Here is a 15373-nt window from a genome sequence, read left to right as displayed (position 1 = left end):
TGGGGCCGGGGAAGGCCGTACGGCCGTGCGGAAGCGGTCAGCGCAGGATGTCCAGGAAGTCCGAGCAGGCGTCGACGCAGGCCCGGCAGGTCGCGGCCGCGGACTCGGCGCCGGGGTACTCGTCGAAGGCCTTGGCGCTTTCGAGGCACACCGAACGGCACCACTCCAGCCGCACCCGGATGCCTTCCTCGTCCTGGTGGTTCTCCTCGCAGAGCACACGGCAGGTGGCGTCGCACACCTCCGCGCACATGATGCCCAGCCGGCGCACCCGTTCCTGGCGCTCGGTGCCGTCCGGGTACACCAGGCTCGCCCGCACCGCGCAGGCCCGGGCGCACTCCGTGCAGGCCTGCGCACAGGTGAAGCGGTCCTCCAGGAACCGGTAGAGCTGGGCTTGCGAAGTCGGCGTCGTCACACCGTGCGGGTAGCCGGGGCGGGGAGCGGCAAACACTCCGCGGCGACGGGGTAGGACCCTCCGCGGGACGAAGGCTTGTCGAGTCGCCGCCTGTCGGCACCTGGTCACGTAAAGTGTCCGGTTCGCCCTGTTCTGGGTGGGGTATCCCTGTTTTATGAGTACCGCATCGATGCAGCTGGCCGCGGCGAGCGGCCTCATGAGCCTGGTGCTGTTCCTCGTGGCCGTGGCCTTGCTCGCGTTGCTCGCCGGCGGATTCTGGATGAACTCCCGCGTCAAGTACCGCGAGTCCCCCCGCCCGAGGCCCGAGGAGCAGCCCCAGCTGCCACCGGAAGGACCGGTGCACGAGGTCCGGGAGAACAGGGAATCCCAGGAGGTTCCGCAGATGCCCAAGGGTGGTCGCCCACTCACCCCGTACGAGCTGAGCAACATGGACAGCAAACCCAGCGCCTCCAAGGAACGCCGGCGCTGGAGCAGCGGATCCAGCGGCTCGTTCGGCGGCGGCGGACTCGGCGCCCACTGATCCGGCGGCCGGGCCCGAGTCCATGGCGCCCGGACGACCCCCACCCTAGAACCCTTCGACGAATCCGGTCCCCCCGGCCCGCCGGACGCCCCTAGGAATTCTTCCGGGCGGCGTCCAGGCGGCCGACGCGGGCCACGTTCTGCACGTCTTCGGCGTCCCGGCTCGGTTCGGCCGCGAACCAGGCGTCGAGGATCTCCGTCAGCAGCGGCTGTGAGGTCAGTCGCAGGCTCAGCGCCAGAGCGTTGGCGTCGTTCCAGCGGCGGGCGCCGTCCGCCGTCGCGGCGTCCGTGCACAGGGCCGCGCGCACGCCCGGCACCTTGTTGGCCGCGATGGACGCGCCGGTGCCGGTCCAGCAGCACACCACCGCCTGGTCGGCCGCGCCCTCGGCGACGTCCCGGGCGGCCGCCGCTGAGCAGACCGCCCACTGAGCGTCGGCGCCGGGCCGCAGCGCCCCGTGGACGCGCACTTCGTGGCCGCGTTCGCGCAGCTCCTCGACGAGGAGGCGGGCCACGGGTTCGTCCATGTCGGAGGAGACGGAGATCCGCATACCGCGGAGCGTAGCCCCTGCCGGGCGCCGACGGACCGCCCACGGAGAACGGCCCCGCAGTCGCCTGCGGGGCCGTACAGCCGTGACGGTCCCAGCCGTGACGGTCTCGTGGCCCGGAGCCCCGGGCGGATGGCCCCCGAGCCGGGTCGGGCCGGTCGGGTCGGTCAGGGGTGCTCGGGCTTCTGCGCCGGGGGCACTCCGCCGCCCTCGCCCCCGCCCTTGCGGCCCTTGTCCGAGCCGTGCGGGTGGCCGCCCGGGCCGCGGTCGGTGGGCTGGCCCGCCTTGAGCCTGCCGCTGTCCTGGGGGGCGCCTCCCTTGTCCCTGCGCCGCTGTTCGGGCTGCTGCGGACGGGACGTGCGCCGGACTCCCTCCGGGTGGTGCGTGATCGTTGCGGGGTCCGGATTCCCAGCACGGCCCCGGTGACGCGCACCGCCGGCGGATCGCCTCACCCGGAGTCGCTCAGCACCCGGTGGAGGTGTTCCAGGGCATCGAGGAGGACGGAGCGGTGGTACCAGCTCAGCCAGGCGGCCGTTTCGGCGGCCAGCAGGGCGACGGTCTCGGCCTGGGCGGCGGTCGGCCGGTGCCCGGCCTCGGCCCAGTGCAGGGTGATCACGCCGGTGCAGGAACCGGCCGAGGACAGGACGGGGACGCTGTGCAGGGCGCGGGTGCCCGTGGTCAGCAGGACGCGCCGCCAGTCCTCGGAGAGCAGCGTGTCGGCGGCCACGTCGGGGACGCTCACCCGGCGCCGCCGCGTCCGGGCCAGCGCGTCCGGTGTGCCCTCGTCCCGGCCCCGCACCAGATGGTCGAGAAACGTCTCGGCACAGCCGTAGTGGGTCTCCGGCGCCAGCGTGCCGACGGCGGGGTCCACGAACTGCACGTACCCGGCGGGGGCTCGTCCGACGGCCAGCGACTCGTGCAGCACGGCGTCGATCATCTGCCGCCGGCAGCGCGGATCACGGCCGCCGCGTCCCAGGAGCCGCAGCTGGGGCACCGGAAGCGGGAGGCGGCCCGGGAACCACTCCTCGCCGTCCGGGGGCCGGGCCGCGACCACGGCGGAGACGAGCACCCGCAGGGGCACGTTGAACCGCTGCGAGGTCTCCCGCAGCACCCGGAAGGCGCTTCCCGAGTCCGGGAGGCCGTAGCGCACCATCAGCGTGCCCTGGGCCATGCCGATCACCGGGGCGGTGCGCACCCGGGCGCGCAGGGCCCGGACCTCCTTGTGCAGCTCCTCGTACGAGGGCCGCAGCGGGTCCGACATCTGCGACCGCCACGCGGGCAGCTCCTCGACCCGGGTGGCGGTGCGGGCCAGTTCCCGCAGCGCCTCGTCGAGGGTGGCGAAGAGCCGGACGCCGTCCAGGCGGGCGAGGTGCACCGCCTCGCGCACCCCCGGCCGGGCGCGGACGATGATCAGGTCCGGGCGTCCGGTGCGGACGCGGGTGGTCTCGCTGAGGGTGCGCAGCACCGCGGCACCGCCGAGCTGCACATGGGCCATGTCGAGGACGGGCCGCAGCCCGGCGCGGTCCGCCTGGTCCAGGTGGCCGCGCAGCTCCTCCGCCCAGGCTTCGGCCCCCTGGGCGTCCAGGCTGCCGGACATGCGCAGGAGCAGAGCGCCCTCGGCGGGCAGTCCCTCGACCACCGAGGACTCGATGACGAGCGGGGCCGGTGCGCCGGGACGGTCGGAAGAGGCTTTCATCGCACCACCAGTCAGGACGTCGCGCAGAAGTGTGTCGGCCTCTTCCCGACCTCGATGAACCACTTCGTACGGCAGGCTGCCGACCGGGGCCCGCGGGCCCCGGGGGCGGAGGCGGGGGATCGTCCCGCGCCGGTGTCAGTGGGTGTCGCCGGGTGGCTCCGGTGCCGGTCGGGGTTCCAGCGTGTTCAGGGCCGACGCCATCGTGGCATGCACCCGGACACCCGGCAGTCCGGCGGTGCGCAGCGCATCCCGCACGTGGGGTCGCGGTTCCACGACGGGCAGGACACGGCCGGACACGGCGAGGAACGCGGTCGCCCGCTCCAGGGCGCGCATGGCGTCCGAGCAGGCCAGGTACACCTCCGTCAGGTCCAGCACGGGGTGTTCCCCGGTGTCGTCGGCGTGGCCGATGTGCCCGGCGAGGGCCGCGGAGAAGTCCGCGGCGTTGGAGGTGTCGACCGTGCCGCGGGCCTTGAGGACGCTGACGTCCCCGGCCTCGGGGCGGTGCTCGCGCACGGTCCGCAGCAGGAGCGGGGAGGGCCCGCCGGGGCGGACGCGGGCATGGGAGAGCTGACCGTTTTCCATGGGGATCCGGCTTCCTGGGCGGGAAAGGACCAGCCGGCCGCGTCTTGACCGGGGCATCACTGTGCCTCCGGGCGCGGGCCGGACGCAACGACGTCACCCGGGCGTGTCGGGCCGGGCCCTGCGCGGCCCGCCCGGCCCGCGTCGCGTCCGTGTGCCGCCGTGGCGGGCTCCGGGTCCAGGAAGTCGGCGGGCGTACCGCCGGGCGGGTGAGTTCCGGCGCGTCCGTGTCGAGAGGGCGCGCAAAGGCCCAAAGACGCCCCGGCCCCGGGCGGCCGAGTCGTGCGCGGGCAGGAGCGGCGGGTGGATGCCGCCCGCGCTCAGGAGGGACTGTCGGTGCCCCACGGGGCGCAGAGGGGCAAGCCGAGCGCCGGGCGGGCAGGTCCGGCTCCGGCGGCGGGGGCGACGCGGCGAGGACGGCGTCACCCGCACGGCTCGGACAAGGGCCGCAAGGGCGGGGGCGAGGGCGGCGGAGTGCCCCCGGCGCAGAAGCCCGAGCACCCCTGACCGACCGACCGGCCCGACCCGGCTCGGGGGCCATCCGCCCGGGGCTCCGGGCCACGAGACCGTCACGGCTGTACGGCCCCGCAGGCGACTGTTCGAGGGGATCCCCGGCGGCCCGCTCGCCGACCAGGGTGCGGGCGGCGAGCAGGCCGGGCCGCGGGTGGCCGACGCGTGGGCCGTCCTCCGGGGCGGGGCGGCGGGTGCGGCCGGTGGCGTGCTCAGCGGGCGTGCGCGATGTCCGGTCCGGGCCGCCGGGCTTCGGCACGGACCGGCCGGAGCAGCATGAGGCAGGCCGCGGCGACCTCGCCGGTGCGCAGGCGCAGCAGGCGGGCGTCGGGGGTGCGGCCGTGCGGGTCGCCGGGGGGGCCGGGCTTCCACAGGGCCAGGTGGTGCGGGCCCGGGGGCGGGCCCCACAGCCGCGGGGAGACCGGTCCGAACAGGGTGACCGAGCGGGTGCCGTGGGCCACCGCGAGATGGGCGAGGCCGGTGTCGCCGCTGAGCACCAGGGACGCGCCCGCGACCAGGGCGGACAGTTCCGCGAAGGGCAGGCCGCCGGTCAGCACGTCGCGGGCGTGCTGACCGCTGCGCTCGGCGACCGAGTGCACGAGTGCCTCCTCGCCGGGGCCGCCGGTGAGCACCACATGGTGTCCGGCGGCGCGCAGGCACCGTACGACGGCGGCGTACCGCCCCCCCGGCCAGCGGCGGGCGCCCGAGGCGGCCCCGGGGTGCACGAGCACCGCGCCCGGCGCCGGGGACGGCGCGGTGGGCGGCGGCAGCCTCAGGTCCAGGGGGTCGGCCGGGATGCCGTAGCCGTGCAGGAAGGCGCACCAGCGGTCCCGCTCGTTGGCGTGCCCGCGCCACGGCGGCCCGTCCGGGCAGGCGTGGGCGAGCAGCCGGCGCGGGCGCAGGGCGGCGAGCGCGTCGCGGCTCTCGGGACCGTTGCCGTGCAGGTCGATCGCCACGTCCGGTGCGGGTGCGGCCCAGTGGGCGAGTGAGGGCACCGCACGGCCGGGCGCCTCGGCCGGGAAAACGGCGTCGACCGCACCGGTGGCCAGGGCGAGTTCGGTGAGGCCCGCCGGCTGGGCGAGGACGATGCGGTGGCCGGGGAAGGCGCGGCGGACACCGCGCAGCGCGGGCACTCCGGCCAGCAGGTCACCGAGCCCCAGCGCACGCAGCACCAGGACGGTCGGGGGGTGCGGGGTTCGGGTCACCGGGTCGGACCTCCGGTAGGTGTGGATGCCGGGGTGGGGTGGCGGTGGCGCCCGGGTACCCCGGTCGGCGGGACGATCCGGGGCGCCGGTCGCGGCGGCCGGCGTGCGGGCGCCGGAGCCGGCTCGCGCGTGCGGTGGCTCATCGCGCCGGTCCCGTGGCGGGTGCCGGGGACAGGGCCGCACGGCGGGCGAGGCCGGTGGTGGAGCGGCCGTCGAGGTAGGGCAGCAGGAGGACCTGTCCGCCCCAGCTCTCCACGAGGGGCTGCTCGGGCAGCGGGGTGCGGGCGTAGTCGCCGCCCTTGGCCCAGATGTGCGGGCGCAGTTCGCCGAGGATGCGTTCCGGTGTGTCGTCGTCGAAGACGGCCACGGCGTCGACGCACTCCAGGGCGCGCAGCACCCGGACCCGGTCGGCGACCGGGACGAGCGGCCGGCCGCCGCCCTTGCGGCGGCGCACCGAGTCGTCGGAGTTGACGCAGACGATCAGGCAGTCGCCGGCCCGGCGGGCTGCCTGCAGCAGGGCCACGTGACCGGCGTGCAGCAGGTCGAAGCAGCCGCCCGCGGCGACGAGCGTGCCGCCCGCCGCCCGGACCCGGGTGGCCGTGCGTACGGCGTCCGCCGTGGTGTCGCCGTCGGCCGGGACGTGTTCGGGCGCGTCGGGCTGTTCCCGCACGGCCAGCGCCCGGGCGCCGCCCTCCGCGACGTAGCGGGTCGCCGCGTGCACGGCCTCCTGCACGGCGGCCTCGGTCAGGGCGCCGTCCGCGAGCAGTGCGGCGGCGGTCGCCGCGAACCGGTCGCCCGCTCCGCACGGGTCGCCGACGGCGGCCGCCGGGGTCGGCACGAGCAGGGGGGTCTCGCCGTGGGACAGCAGGGTGCCGCGCTCGCCGAGGGTCACGGCGACGGCCCGGGCCCGCCAGGCCCGGACGAGGGTGCGGGCGTCCCGCGCCGCGGTGCGCAGCCCGGCCTGCTCGTCGGAGTCCCAGCCGTCCTCCAGTCGGCGGGCGAAGGCGCGGGCCTCCTGGGCCGAGGGGGTGGCCAGGCGGACGCCGGGGACGGGCGCCCGGCCCCGCACATGGGGGTCCCAGACGACGGGCGCCTCGGCGGCGGCGGTGGTCAGGGCCGCCCGGAGGACGTCGGCGGTGCCACGGCCGTAGTCGGCGACCAGGACGCCGCCGGCCCCGGTCACGGCGGCCACGGCGGGACCGGTCGTCTCGCGGGCGCGTCCGTCGCCGTCGTCCAGGCGCAGCAGCGGCCGGTCCCCGGCGAGGACGCGCGTCTTGCTGCTCAGCGCGCCTTCCAGCGGTACTTCCACCAACGTGACCCGGCCGGACAGCAGTTCGCGCAGGGTGTCGCTGGCCGGGTCGGTCCCGAGCGCGGTGACGAGGGTGACGGGGCGGCCGTCCGAGGCGGCGAGGCAGGCGGCGAGGGCCGCGCCGCCCGGGCGCGAGCTGCGCCGGGTGCCGTGCACCACCGGCACGGGCGCGTCCGGGGCCAGCCGCTCGGCCCGGCCGCACAGGTCGTGGTCGAGCAGGGCGTCGCCCACGACGACCAGGGGCGTGCGCGGGGTGCTCATGCGTGTCCCTTCCCGGGGGCCGCGGGCCGGTGGGGCGCGGCCCGGCCGACGGTGCGGGCCCGGCCCACGAGCCGGCCGACGACACCCGGTTTGCCGTCGGGGCAGGGCGTGCCGTCGACAGCTGTCGGGTCATGGGCTTCCGGTCGGCCGGCGGGGGCGGGGAGGTCGTCCGCGTCGGCGGCGGCCCGGTCGGCCTCGCCCCGCTCGACCGCCTCGTCGAAGGCCTCGCAGAGCATGTGCACGGCCACCAGGTGCAGTTCCTGCACGGTGGCCGCGACGGGTGCGTCCACGCACAGCGAGTCGTCCGCGCCGAGCTGCAAGGGGTTGGGCGCCCGTCCGGTCAGTGCCCACACGGCCATGCCGAGCCGGCGGCCGCGTTCGGCGGCGGCCAGCAGGTTGGCGCTCGCCCCGCTGGTGGACAGCAGCAGGAGGACGTCTCCCGGGCGGCCGTGGGCGGCGGTCTGGCGGGCGAACACCTCCTGGACGCCGTAGTCGTTGGCGATCGCCGTGGTGGAGGAGGTGTCGGCGTGCAGGGCGACCGCGGAGAACGGCGGCCGGTCCTCCCGGTAGCGGCCCACGAGTTCGGCCGTCAGGTGCTGTGCCTGCGCCGCGCTGCCGCCGTTGCCGGCCACCAGCAGCCGGGAGCCGCCGCCGAGGCGCCGGGCGAGTTCGGTGCCCCAGCGTGCGATGAGCGGACCGCTGTCGCGGAACGTCTCCAGCGCCTTGACCAGGTCGTCGCAGTGGGTGGTGTCGGTGACGGTCTTCATCGGACGACTCCCGACAGCGAGCGGATCGGGGACACCTCGCCGTAGACACCTGCCACCCCGTCGGCCACGCGGTCCCAGGTGTAGTGGGCGAGGACCCGTTCGCGGCCGGCGGCTCCGTAGCGGGCGAGCCGGTCGGGGTCGGCGAGCAGACAGCGGACGACCGCGCCGAGGTCGTAGTCGTCGTCGGCGGGGACGAGGACGCCCGTGGAGCCGTCCACGACCGTGTCGAGCTGGCCGCCCACCGCCGTGGCCACCACCGGGGTCGCGCAGGCCATGGCCTCCAGCGGGACGATGCCGAAGGGCTCGTACAGGGGCAGGGACAGGACGAGGTCGGCGCCGGCCATCAGCCGCGGCATGCGGGCCCGGCCCACCCCGCCGAGCAGCGTCACCCGGTCGGCGACCCCGTATTCGCCGGCGACGGCGTGGAGGCGCGCGGCCTCGGGCTCGGTGCCGAGCAGGTCGGCCTCGGGGCCGCCCGCGATGAGGAGTTCGGCGTCGGGGACGCCCGCGAGGGCGCGGATGGCCCGGTCGAAGCCCTTGCGGGGCACGAGTCGGCCGACGGACAGCAGTCGCCGGCGCGCGCCGGGCAGCCGGGTGTCGGCGGCGCGGCTGAACTGGTCGGGGTCGACGCCGCAGGGCACGATGCTGATCCGGTCCTCGGGCAGCCCCATGGCCTTGAGTTCGGCCATCTCGTCGCTGCACGTGGCGATGATGCGGGCGCAGTCGTGGCCGACGGCCTCCTCGATCGCGAGCCGTTCGGGCGGGCTGGTGTCGGCGGTGCCCTGGTAGCGCTTCTTCACGGTGCCCAGCGCGTGGTACGTCTGCACGACGGGGATGCCGAGGCCCCGGGCGCCTGCCAGGGCGGCGAGGCCGGACATCCAGAAGTGGGAGTGCACGACGTCGGGCGGGCCCAGCGACCACTGCCGGGCCAGGAAGTCGCCGAACTCGGCCATGTACGGCAGGAGTTCGTCCTTGGGGACGGGTGCGGGCGGCCCGGCGGGCACGTGCACCACCTGCACCCCGTCGATGAGGGTCATCCGGTCCGGCAGGCCCGCCGAGTCCCGCCGGGTGTACACCGTGACCCGGTAGCCCTTTCTCGCGAGTTGCCTGGCGACCTGTGCCACGTACACGTTCTGGCCGCCCGCGTCCGGTCCGCCGAGCGCGGCCAAAGGGCTGGCGTGCTCGGAGACCATGGCGACACGCCCGGCCGTGTGCGGGATACGGCTCATCGGGTGACCTCCTTGATCAGGCGCTCCCAGTCGTCCAGGAAGCGCCGCTCTCCGTAGCGGGCCTGGGCCGCGGCCCGGGCCGTCCCGCCCGTGCGGCGGGCCTGTTCGGGATCGGCGAGGTACGCCCGCAGGGCGTCCTCCAGTACGTCGAGGCGGTTCGAGACCACCCCGGCGCCGTCGGGGACCGCTTCCCGGACCTCCGTGGTGTCCAGGGCGACCACCGGCATGCCGAGGAACATCGCCTCCAGCAGGGACAGGCCGAGCGAGGTCCAGCGCACGGGGTGCAGGTAGACGCGACACCTGGCCATCTCTCGGTGGAGTTCGTGCTGGGGCAGGTCTCGGGTGCGGCAGCGCTCGGGCGGCAGGCCGAGGTGATCGGCGAGTCCTTCGGTGCGCATCCCGAAGACGTCCAGGGGCGCGGACCGGGCGAACCGGGGCAGCAGGTCGGTGCCGGTGGTACGGCCCCTGCGCACGGGTTCGTTGACGACGACGGCGGCGCGCCGTTCGGTGCCGGTCCACAGCGGGCCGGGGTCGATGATGCCGTGCTCGACGACGTCGGTCGGGGCCCGGCCGGTGTCCCACATCAGCCGGTTGAAGTGGGTGACGTGGACGACCGGGATCGCGGACTGCCCGGCCAGCGGGTGCCGTTGCCGGTCGGGCGACTCGTCGGGGCTGTTGTGCTCGACGTACACCGCGGGCACGTCGACGCCGGGCCGGCGGCCGGTCCAGCGCCGGGCGAGGCCGGGTTCGTGCGGCCGTTGAAGAACCATCAGGTCGATGTCGCAGTCCCGGAGTTCCGCCGGGGTCCGCTCCCGCACGCTCTCCGGCCAGTCCCAGGTCCGGGCCCGGCCGAGGCCGTCGGGCCCGCGGTCCCCGGTGACCGGGACCAGGTAGGTGTGCGGGCCCTGCACGAAGGCGGTGAGCCACGATCCGTGCACGTGCCAGACGAGGATGTTCATGAGGGCCGCTCCTGGATGAGCTTGTGGACCGCGCGCACCACGTCCTGTCCGGTGACCTCGTCCAGGCAGGGATGGCCGGGCACCGGGCAGGTGAGGGCCCGGGTGTCCGCGCACGGCGCAAACTGGTCGCCGAGCAGGATGACGGGGACGCCGTACGGCGCCCAGCGTCCGGCCGGGACCACCGGCGCGAACAGCGACACCACGGGGGTGCCGACCGCGGCGGCGAGATGGGCGGGGCCGGTGTTGGCGCTGATCACGACGTCGGCCGTGTGCAGCACCCCGGCCAGGGTGTGCGCATCGGTCCGGCCGCCGAGGTCGACGGCCACGTGCCCGCTGACCCGCCGGGTGAGGGCGGTCTCGCCCGGGCCGCCGGTGACGACGACGCGGTGCCCGGCGTCGGCGAGCAGGGCGACGGCCTCCTCGCAGCGGTCGGGACTCCAGGCACGGGCGGGGGCGCTGGCCCCGGGGTGCAGGACCACGTACGGGCCGTGACCGGTGAGTTCGGCGGTGTCGGGGGGCGGCAGTGTCCGCGGCCGCCCGTCGTCCCCGGCCGGTGCCGGGAAACCCAGGGCGGCGGCCGTGTCCAGCGCCGCTTCCACCTCGTGCCGGTCCGCCGCCCTGCGGTGGCGTACGTCCAGCAGCCGCCCGGGGTGGTCGATGCTGTCGGCGCCGATGCGCCCGATGCCCGCGAGCCGCAGCAGCAGCGCGGTGGGCAGGGGGCTCTGGTGGAACGAGGTGAGGATCAGAGCGGTGTCGTAGGACCCGGTGCGCAGCCGGCCCAGGAGTGCGTCGATGTCCGCCGGGTCGACCGGGGGCGGGTCGAAGCCCTCCCAGGGCGACTCCCAGACGAGCACCTCGTCGACGCCGGGCAGCAGCCGGGCGGCGTCGGCGCCGCGCGGGCCGCACAGCAGGGTGACGTGCGCGGAGCGGGCGGCGACGGCGCGCACGGCGGGGCCGGCGAGCAGCACGTCGCCGAAGCTGTCGAGGCGCACGACCAGGGCTCTCACGGCGACCGCCTGCCGGCCGGGGTGACCGGCGTGCCGTGGGCGTCCGGGCGGTGCGTGCGCCCGCGACCGGGGGCCGGACGAGCGCCGTCCCGGCGACCGGGTTCCGGCGCCGGGCGGTGCCACCGGTCCAGGACTCGGCGTACCGCCGTGGGCAGGTCCGGGGCGGTCAGATCGGAGAAACGTTCCACCTCTTGGGGTGCCGTGACCGCGTTCGGGACCAGAAGCCCCCGGGCGCCGGCCGCGTGGGCGGCCAGGACGTCGGCGGCGATGTCCCCGACCACCACGCACGCGGCGGGTGCGACGCGCAGTCGGGCGGCCGCCGCGAGGATGAGGCCGGGCCGGGGTTTGCGGCACCCGCAGCCGGCGTCCGGGGCGTGCGGGCAGAACACCCAGGCGTCCAGACCGCCCAGGAGCGCGTCGGCGCGCCGGTTGACGCGGAGCACCTGCTCGGTGGTGAGCAGCCCGCGCCCGATGCCGGACTGGTTGCTGACCACCCCGGTGACCAGGCCGTGCGACCGCGCCAGGGCGACGGCCTCCGCGGCGCCCGGCAGCAGCCGGACCCGGCCGGGTTCGCCGTTGTACGGCACGTCCGCGACGAGCGTGCCGTCGCGGTCGAACAGGACGGCGGACACGTTCGTCATCCGGCACCCCCGAGGGGCTCGGCGTGCCGGTGGCGGACGACTCCGCGCAGCCAGTGCCGGACGGCGAGGGGCGGGATGAGCACGCTGGTGCCGAGCATCCCCGTGATCTCGCGTGCGGTCCGCGGGCCGGGCATGATGCGCGCGAGGGCGAACTCGGCGGTGCCCAGCGTCCACAGCGCCGCGCAGACCGTCGCGGCGCGGCGCCGGCCGGTCAGGGCGCAGGAGGCGGCGGCGAGCGCCGCGCCGGTGACCAGCAGGTGCCGGCGGAACCGGCCGCGGGGTGCCTGGGCGCGGTCCCACCAGTCGCGGCCGTGCAGCCGGTTCATCAGGGCGTCGTCGGCGTTGCCGCGCTGGGCGGGCAGCGAGGCCCACCAGTGGGCGGCGCGGACCGGGTGCCGGGTGACGCGCCGGCCCCGGATCAGGGACCAGCCCGCCCGCTGCATGCGCAGGGCGAGGTCGGCGTCCTCACGGAAGGCCCGCGGGAAGCGTTCGTCGAAGCCGCCGGCCCGGGTCAGCGCCTGGGTGCGGTAGGCCATGTCGGCGGTGGCCCAGGCCGCGTTCTCCAGGCCCTTGGTGTTGCGTTCCCAGTCGGTGGGCCGGCGGTCCGGGGGCAGGGGGACACGCAGCCGCCCCTGGATGCCGCCGACGTCCTCGCCGGCCTCCCGCAGGTCCTCGGCGAGCAGCCGGGACCAGTCCGGCAGCACCTGGACGTCGTCGTCCAGGAAAACCGTCCACGGCGTACGGACGGTCCGCCAGCCGGCGTTGCGGGCGGCGGCCGGCCCCTTGCCGCAGGTGCGCAGGGTCCGGACCCGGTCGAGGAGCGGTCCGGCCGACTGGAGCGGCAGGTCGCCGTCCGGTTCGGGCCGGTCGTCCACGACGATCACCTCGTGCGGGGCGTGGTCGTCGGCCGCGGCGAGGGCCCGCAGGCACTCGGCGAGGCAGGGGCGCCCGATCGTGGGCACGACGACGGTGTAGGCGGGAGCGTCGGTCATGCGTACGCCCTTCCACGGCGGATCGCGAACGGGCCGAGCACCAGCAGGTCCACGGGTGCCGAGCCGAAGCACTCCAGGGCGTCCCGGGGGTCGTCGACCATGGGGCGTCCGGCGGTGTTGAGGCTGGTGTTGACCACGACGGGCAGCCCGGTGCGCCGTTCGAAGCCGTCGATCATGCGGGCCACGAGCGGTTCCTCGGCGCGGTCCACGGTCTGGATGCGGGCCGTGCCGTCGACGTGGACGACGGCCGGGACGCGGGCCCTCCAGTCGGCGGCCACGTCGTGCACGAAGAGCATGTGGGGGCTGGGCAGCGGTCCGTCGAACAGCTCGGCCGCCCGCTCCGCGAGGACCATCGGGGCGACGGGCCGGAACTCCTCGCGGCCCTTGACCGCGTTGAGGCGTTCCACGTTCTCCGCCCGGCCGGGGTGGGCGAGCAGGGAGCGGTGGCCGAGCGCACGCGGCCCGTATTCGGCGCGGCCCTGGAACCAGGCGACGATGCCGTCGGCGGCCAGTGCCTCGGCAGCCGTCTCGGCGACGTCCGCGGGCTCCTCGTACGGTACGGCCGCCCGCTCCAGCCAGTCGCGCAGTTCGGTGTCGCTCCAGCCGCGGCCGAGCGCCGCGGTCGGCATCGGTTCGAGGGTGTCCTTCCGGCCGGCGACGTGCGCGGCCGCGCCCAGGGCGGTGCCGGCGTCCCCGGCGGCCGGCTGCACCCAGATGTGCCGGAAGCCGCTCTCCCGCCACAACCGGGTGTTGGCCACGCAGTTCAGCGCGACGCCGCCGGCCATGGTCAGCGCGTCCTCGCCGGTGTGCTCGCGCAGCCACCGGGCGAGGGCGAGCATCGTCTCCTCCAGGCACAGCTGGGCGCTGGCCGCGAGGTCGGCGTGGTCCTGGTGCCAGGCGCCCCCCGCCGGGCGTGGCGGCACGAGGTCGGCCCAGGGGACCGGACGGGCCCGGAAGCCGCCCCGGCCGTCGGGCCGGACGTACTCCCGCAGCCGGCCGGCGAAGCACGGGGTGCCGTAGGAGGCGAGTGCCATGACCTTGAACTCGTCGCTGCTGCGCAGGAATCCGAGGTGCTGGGTGAGGTCCTCGTAGAAGAGGCCGAGGGAGTCGGGCAGTTCCTGGGCGCCGAGGACGGTCAGTTCACGGTTGGTGTAGCGGCCGGCCAGGTGGGAGCCGCACTCGCCGCGGCCGTCGAGGACGAGGACGGCGCAGTCGGGGTACGGCGAGACCGGTCCGGCGGAGGCGGCGTGCGCCACGTGGTGGGGCACGAAGCAGACCTTGGCGGGGTCCAGTCCGGGCAGGGCCTCCGCGAGGAAGGCGGGGGCACGGCGGGCGTACTCCTGGCGCAGGTGGTCCCACGGGTCGTCGAGCCTCATCCGGTCGGCGGGGCGGGCGAGGGCGGGGTCGTAGGAGTAGGCGACGGCGTCCAGGTCGGACGGGGTGAGGCCGGCGTGTTCCAGGCACCAGCGGGCCGCCTGCTCGGGCAGTTCCCAGGCGGAGAAGGGAACGGGCCGCTTGCCGTGCTTGCGGCGCGAGAACCGCTCCTCCTCCGCCGCCGCCACGACCCTGCCGTCCGTGATCAGGGCTGCTGCGGGGTCGTGGAAGAGTGCGTTGACACCCAGGACGTGCATGCGCTGTCTCCAGTACGACGGTGGGCGGGGCGGTCAGGTCTGCCGCGGGGCGCTGTCCCCCTCCGGCCGGAGGGGAAGCGGCGGCAGCGCCGCGAAGTAGGCGATGGTCTGTTTCAGGCCCTCCTCCCACGGGATCTGGGGCGACCAGCCGAGGAGTTCGTGGGCGAGCGTGGTGTCGGGGCGGCGCCGGCCGGGGTCGTCGACGGGGCGGTCGACGAACGCGATCGGCGAACGGGAGCCGGTGAGGGCGACCACCCGGCGGGCCAGTTCGGCGACGGTGATCTCGTCGCTGCCGCCGATGTTCACCGGGCGCACGGAGCGGCTCTCGGCGACTCGCAGGATGCCGTCGACCGTGTCGTCCACGTAGCACAGCGAGCGGGTCTGGCTGCCGTCGCCGGTGACCGTGAGGGGTTCCCCGGCCAGGGCCTGGCTGATGAACGTGGGCACGGCCCGGCCGTCGTGGGCGCGCATGCGCGGGCCGTAGGTGTTGAACAGCCGCACTATCCCGGCGTTCGTCCCCCTGGTGCCCGCGTGGGCGGTGACCAGGGCCTCGGCGAACCGCTTGGACTCGTCGTACACGCTGCGCGGGCCGACCGGGTTCACGTTGCCCCAGTAGCCCTCGTGCTGCGGGTGCACGAGCGGGTCGCCGTAGACCTCGGAGGTGGAGGCGAGCAGGAAGCGGGCGCCGTCGCGTTCGGCGACCGCCAGGGCGTTGCGTGTGCCCAGGCTGCCGACGTCCAGGGTCTCCAGGGGCAGGCGCAGGTAGTCGGCGGGTGAGGCCGGGCAGGCGAAGTGCAGCACCAGGTCGTAGGGGCCGGGAAGCTCCCGCGGGCAGTGGGGGTCGGAGACGTCGCAGTGCAGGTAGCGGAAGCCGGGCCGGTCCTCCAGGTGTGCGACGTTCTCGCGGCGTCCGCAGGCCAGGTTGTCGGCACAGTCGACTTCGACGTTCGAATCCAGCAGCCGTTCGCACAGGTGGGAGCCGAGGAAGCCGGCGCCGCCGGTCACGAGGGCGCGTCGCCAGGAGAACGGTGTGTCACCAGTCATGAGGTCCATTCCTTCGTCCGCGTCATGCGCGTCGCCCGCGCCGCTGGAAACGCTCCTGCCTGGGCGT

The 15373-nt window shown here is 75.9% G+C and carries 15 protein-coding genes; 1 reads left to right on the top strand and 14 read right to left on the bottom strand.

Features of this window, described 5'->3' with window-relative positions; translation table 11 throughout:
• Positions 1 to 37: 37 nt before the first annotated feature.
• Positions 38 to 412: a four-helix bundle copper-binding protein gene (locus tag BLW57_RS34740; protein ID WP_093481044.1), complete on the bottom strand. Its 375-nt coding sequence runs from the start codon at positions 410 to 412 to the stop codon at positions 38 to 40.
• Positions 413 to 566: 154 nt separating this feature from the next.
• Here BLW57_RS34740 and BLW57_RS34735 point away from each other — a divergent pair, with 154 nt between their 5' ends.
• A complete protein-coding gene (locus BLW57_RS34735; protein WP_256339659.1) occupies positions 567 to 932 on the top strand; it encodes a DUF6479 family protein in 366 nt (121 codons plus the stop codon).
• A 91-nt stretch (positions 933 to 1023) separates the two neighbouring features.
• Here the strand turns inward: BLW57_RS34735 and BLW57_RS34730 are convergent, their stop codons facing one another.
• From BLW57_RS34730 to BLW57_RS34660, 13 genes are all read right to left on the bottom strand, one after another.
• Positions 1024 to 1479 (bottom strand): RpiB/LacA/LacB family sugar-phosphate isomerase, encoded by a 456-nt coding sequence (locus BLW57_RS34730; protein WP_093479665.1) that lies wholly within the window; start codon positions 1477 to 1479, stop codon positions 1024 to 1026.
• Positions 1480 to 1924: 445 nt separating this feature from the next.
• Positions 1925 to 3172, bottom strand: coding sequence for an ANTAR domain-containing protein (locus tag BLW57_RS34720; protein WP_093479664.1), 1248 nt, complete (start codon positions 3170 to 3172; stop codon positions 1925 to 1927).
• 135 nt (positions 3173 to 3307) lie between these two features.
• Positions 3308 to 3754 (bottom strand): STAS domain-containing protein, encoded by a 447-nt coding sequence (locus BLW57_RS34715; protein ID WP_093479663.1) that lies wholly within the window; start codon positions 3752 to 3754, stop codon positions 3308 to 3310.
• Positions 3755 to 4473: 719 nt separating this feature from the next.
• Entirely contained in the window at positions 4474 to 5466 is a 993-nt protein-coding gene (locus BLW57_RS34705; RefSeq protein ID WP_093479661.1) for a glycosyltransferase family 9 protein, read from the bottom strand.
• A 139-nt stretch (positions 5467 to 5605) separates the two neighbouring features.
• Positions 5606 to 7036 (bottom strand): PfkB family carbohydrate kinase, encoded by a 1431-nt coding sequence (locus tag BLW57_RS34700; protein ID WP_093479660.1) that lies wholly within the window; start codon positions 7034 to 7036, stop codon positions 5606 to 5608.
• Positions 7033 to 7803: a D-sedoheptulose-7-phosphate isomerase gene (locus BLW57_RS34695; protein ID WP_093479659.1), complete on the bottom strand. Its 771-nt coding sequence runs from the start codon at positions 7801 to 7803 to the stop codon at positions 7033 to 7035. Before BLW57_RS34695 ends, BLW57_RS34700 begins: the two co-directional genes overlap by 4 nt.
• Positions 7800 to 9032 (bottom strand): glycosyltransferase, encoded by a 1233-nt coding sequence (locus BLW57_RS34690; RefSeq protein WP_093479658.1) that lies wholly within the window; start codon positions 9030 to 9032, stop codon positions 7800 to 7802. The genes BLW57_RS34695 and BLW57_RS34690 overlap by 4 nt, the downstream gene beginning before the upstream one ends.
• Entirely contained in the window at positions 9029 to 9991 is a 963-nt protein-coding gene (locus tag BLW57_RS34685) for a glycosyltransferase family 4 protein (RefSeq protein ID WP_093479657.1), read from the bottom strand. Before BLW57_RS34685 ends, BLW57_RS34690 begins: the two co-directional genes overlap by 4 nt.
• Positions 9988 to 10998 carry a glycosyltransferase family 9 protein gene (locus BLW57_RS34680; protein WP_093479656.1) on the bottom strand — a complete coding sequence of 337 codons (1011 nt, stop codon included), beginning with the start codon at positions 10996 to 10998 and terminating at the stop codon, positions 9988 to 9990. Before BLW57_RS34680 ends, BLW57_RS34685 begins: the two co-directional genes overlap by 4 nt.
• Positions 10995 to 11639, bottom strand: a complete 645-nt coding sequence (locus BLW57_RS34675) for a D-glycero-alpha-D-manno-heptose-1,7-bisphosphate 7-phosphatase (RefSeq protein ID WP_093479655.1) — start codon at positions 11637 to 11639, stop codon at positions 10995 to 10997. Before BLW57_RS34675 ends, BLW57_RS34680 begins: the two co-directional genes overlap by 4 nt.
• Complete coding sequence (locus tag BLW57_RS34670; protein ID WP_093479654.1) at positions 11636 to 12631, bottom strand: glycosyltransferase family 2 protein; 996 nt, start codon at positions 12629 to 12631, stop codon at positions 11636 to 11638. The genes BLW57_RS34675 and BLW57_RS34670 overlap by 4 nt, the downstream gene beginning before the upstream one ends.
• Positions 12628 to 14262, bottom strand: a complete 1635-nt coding sequence (locus BLW57_RS34665; protein ID WP_093479653.1) for a carbamoyltransferase family protein — start codon at positions 14260 to 14262, stop codon at positions 12628 to 12630. Before BLW57_RS34665 ends, BLW57_RS34670 begins: the two co-directional genes overlap by 4 nt.
• Before the next feature lie 33 nt (positions 14263 to 14295).
• Complete coding sequence (locus BLW57_RS34660; protein ID WP_093479652.1) at positions 14296 to 15306, bottom strand: NAD-dependent epimerase/dehydratase family protein; 1011 nt, start codon at positions 15304 to 15306, stop codon at positions 14296 to 14298.
• Positions 15307 to 15373: the final 67 nt, after the last annotated feature.

It is taken from the genome of Streptomyces sp. 1222.5 (assembly GCF_900105245.1).
GTDB classification, from domain to species: domain Bacteria; phylum Actinomycetota; class Actinomycetes; order Streptomycetales; family Streptomycetaceae; genus Streptomyces; species Streptomyces albidocamelliae.
Note: the sequence above shows the minus strand (reverse complement) of the source record. Positions and strands in the feature narration are given on the sequence as shown.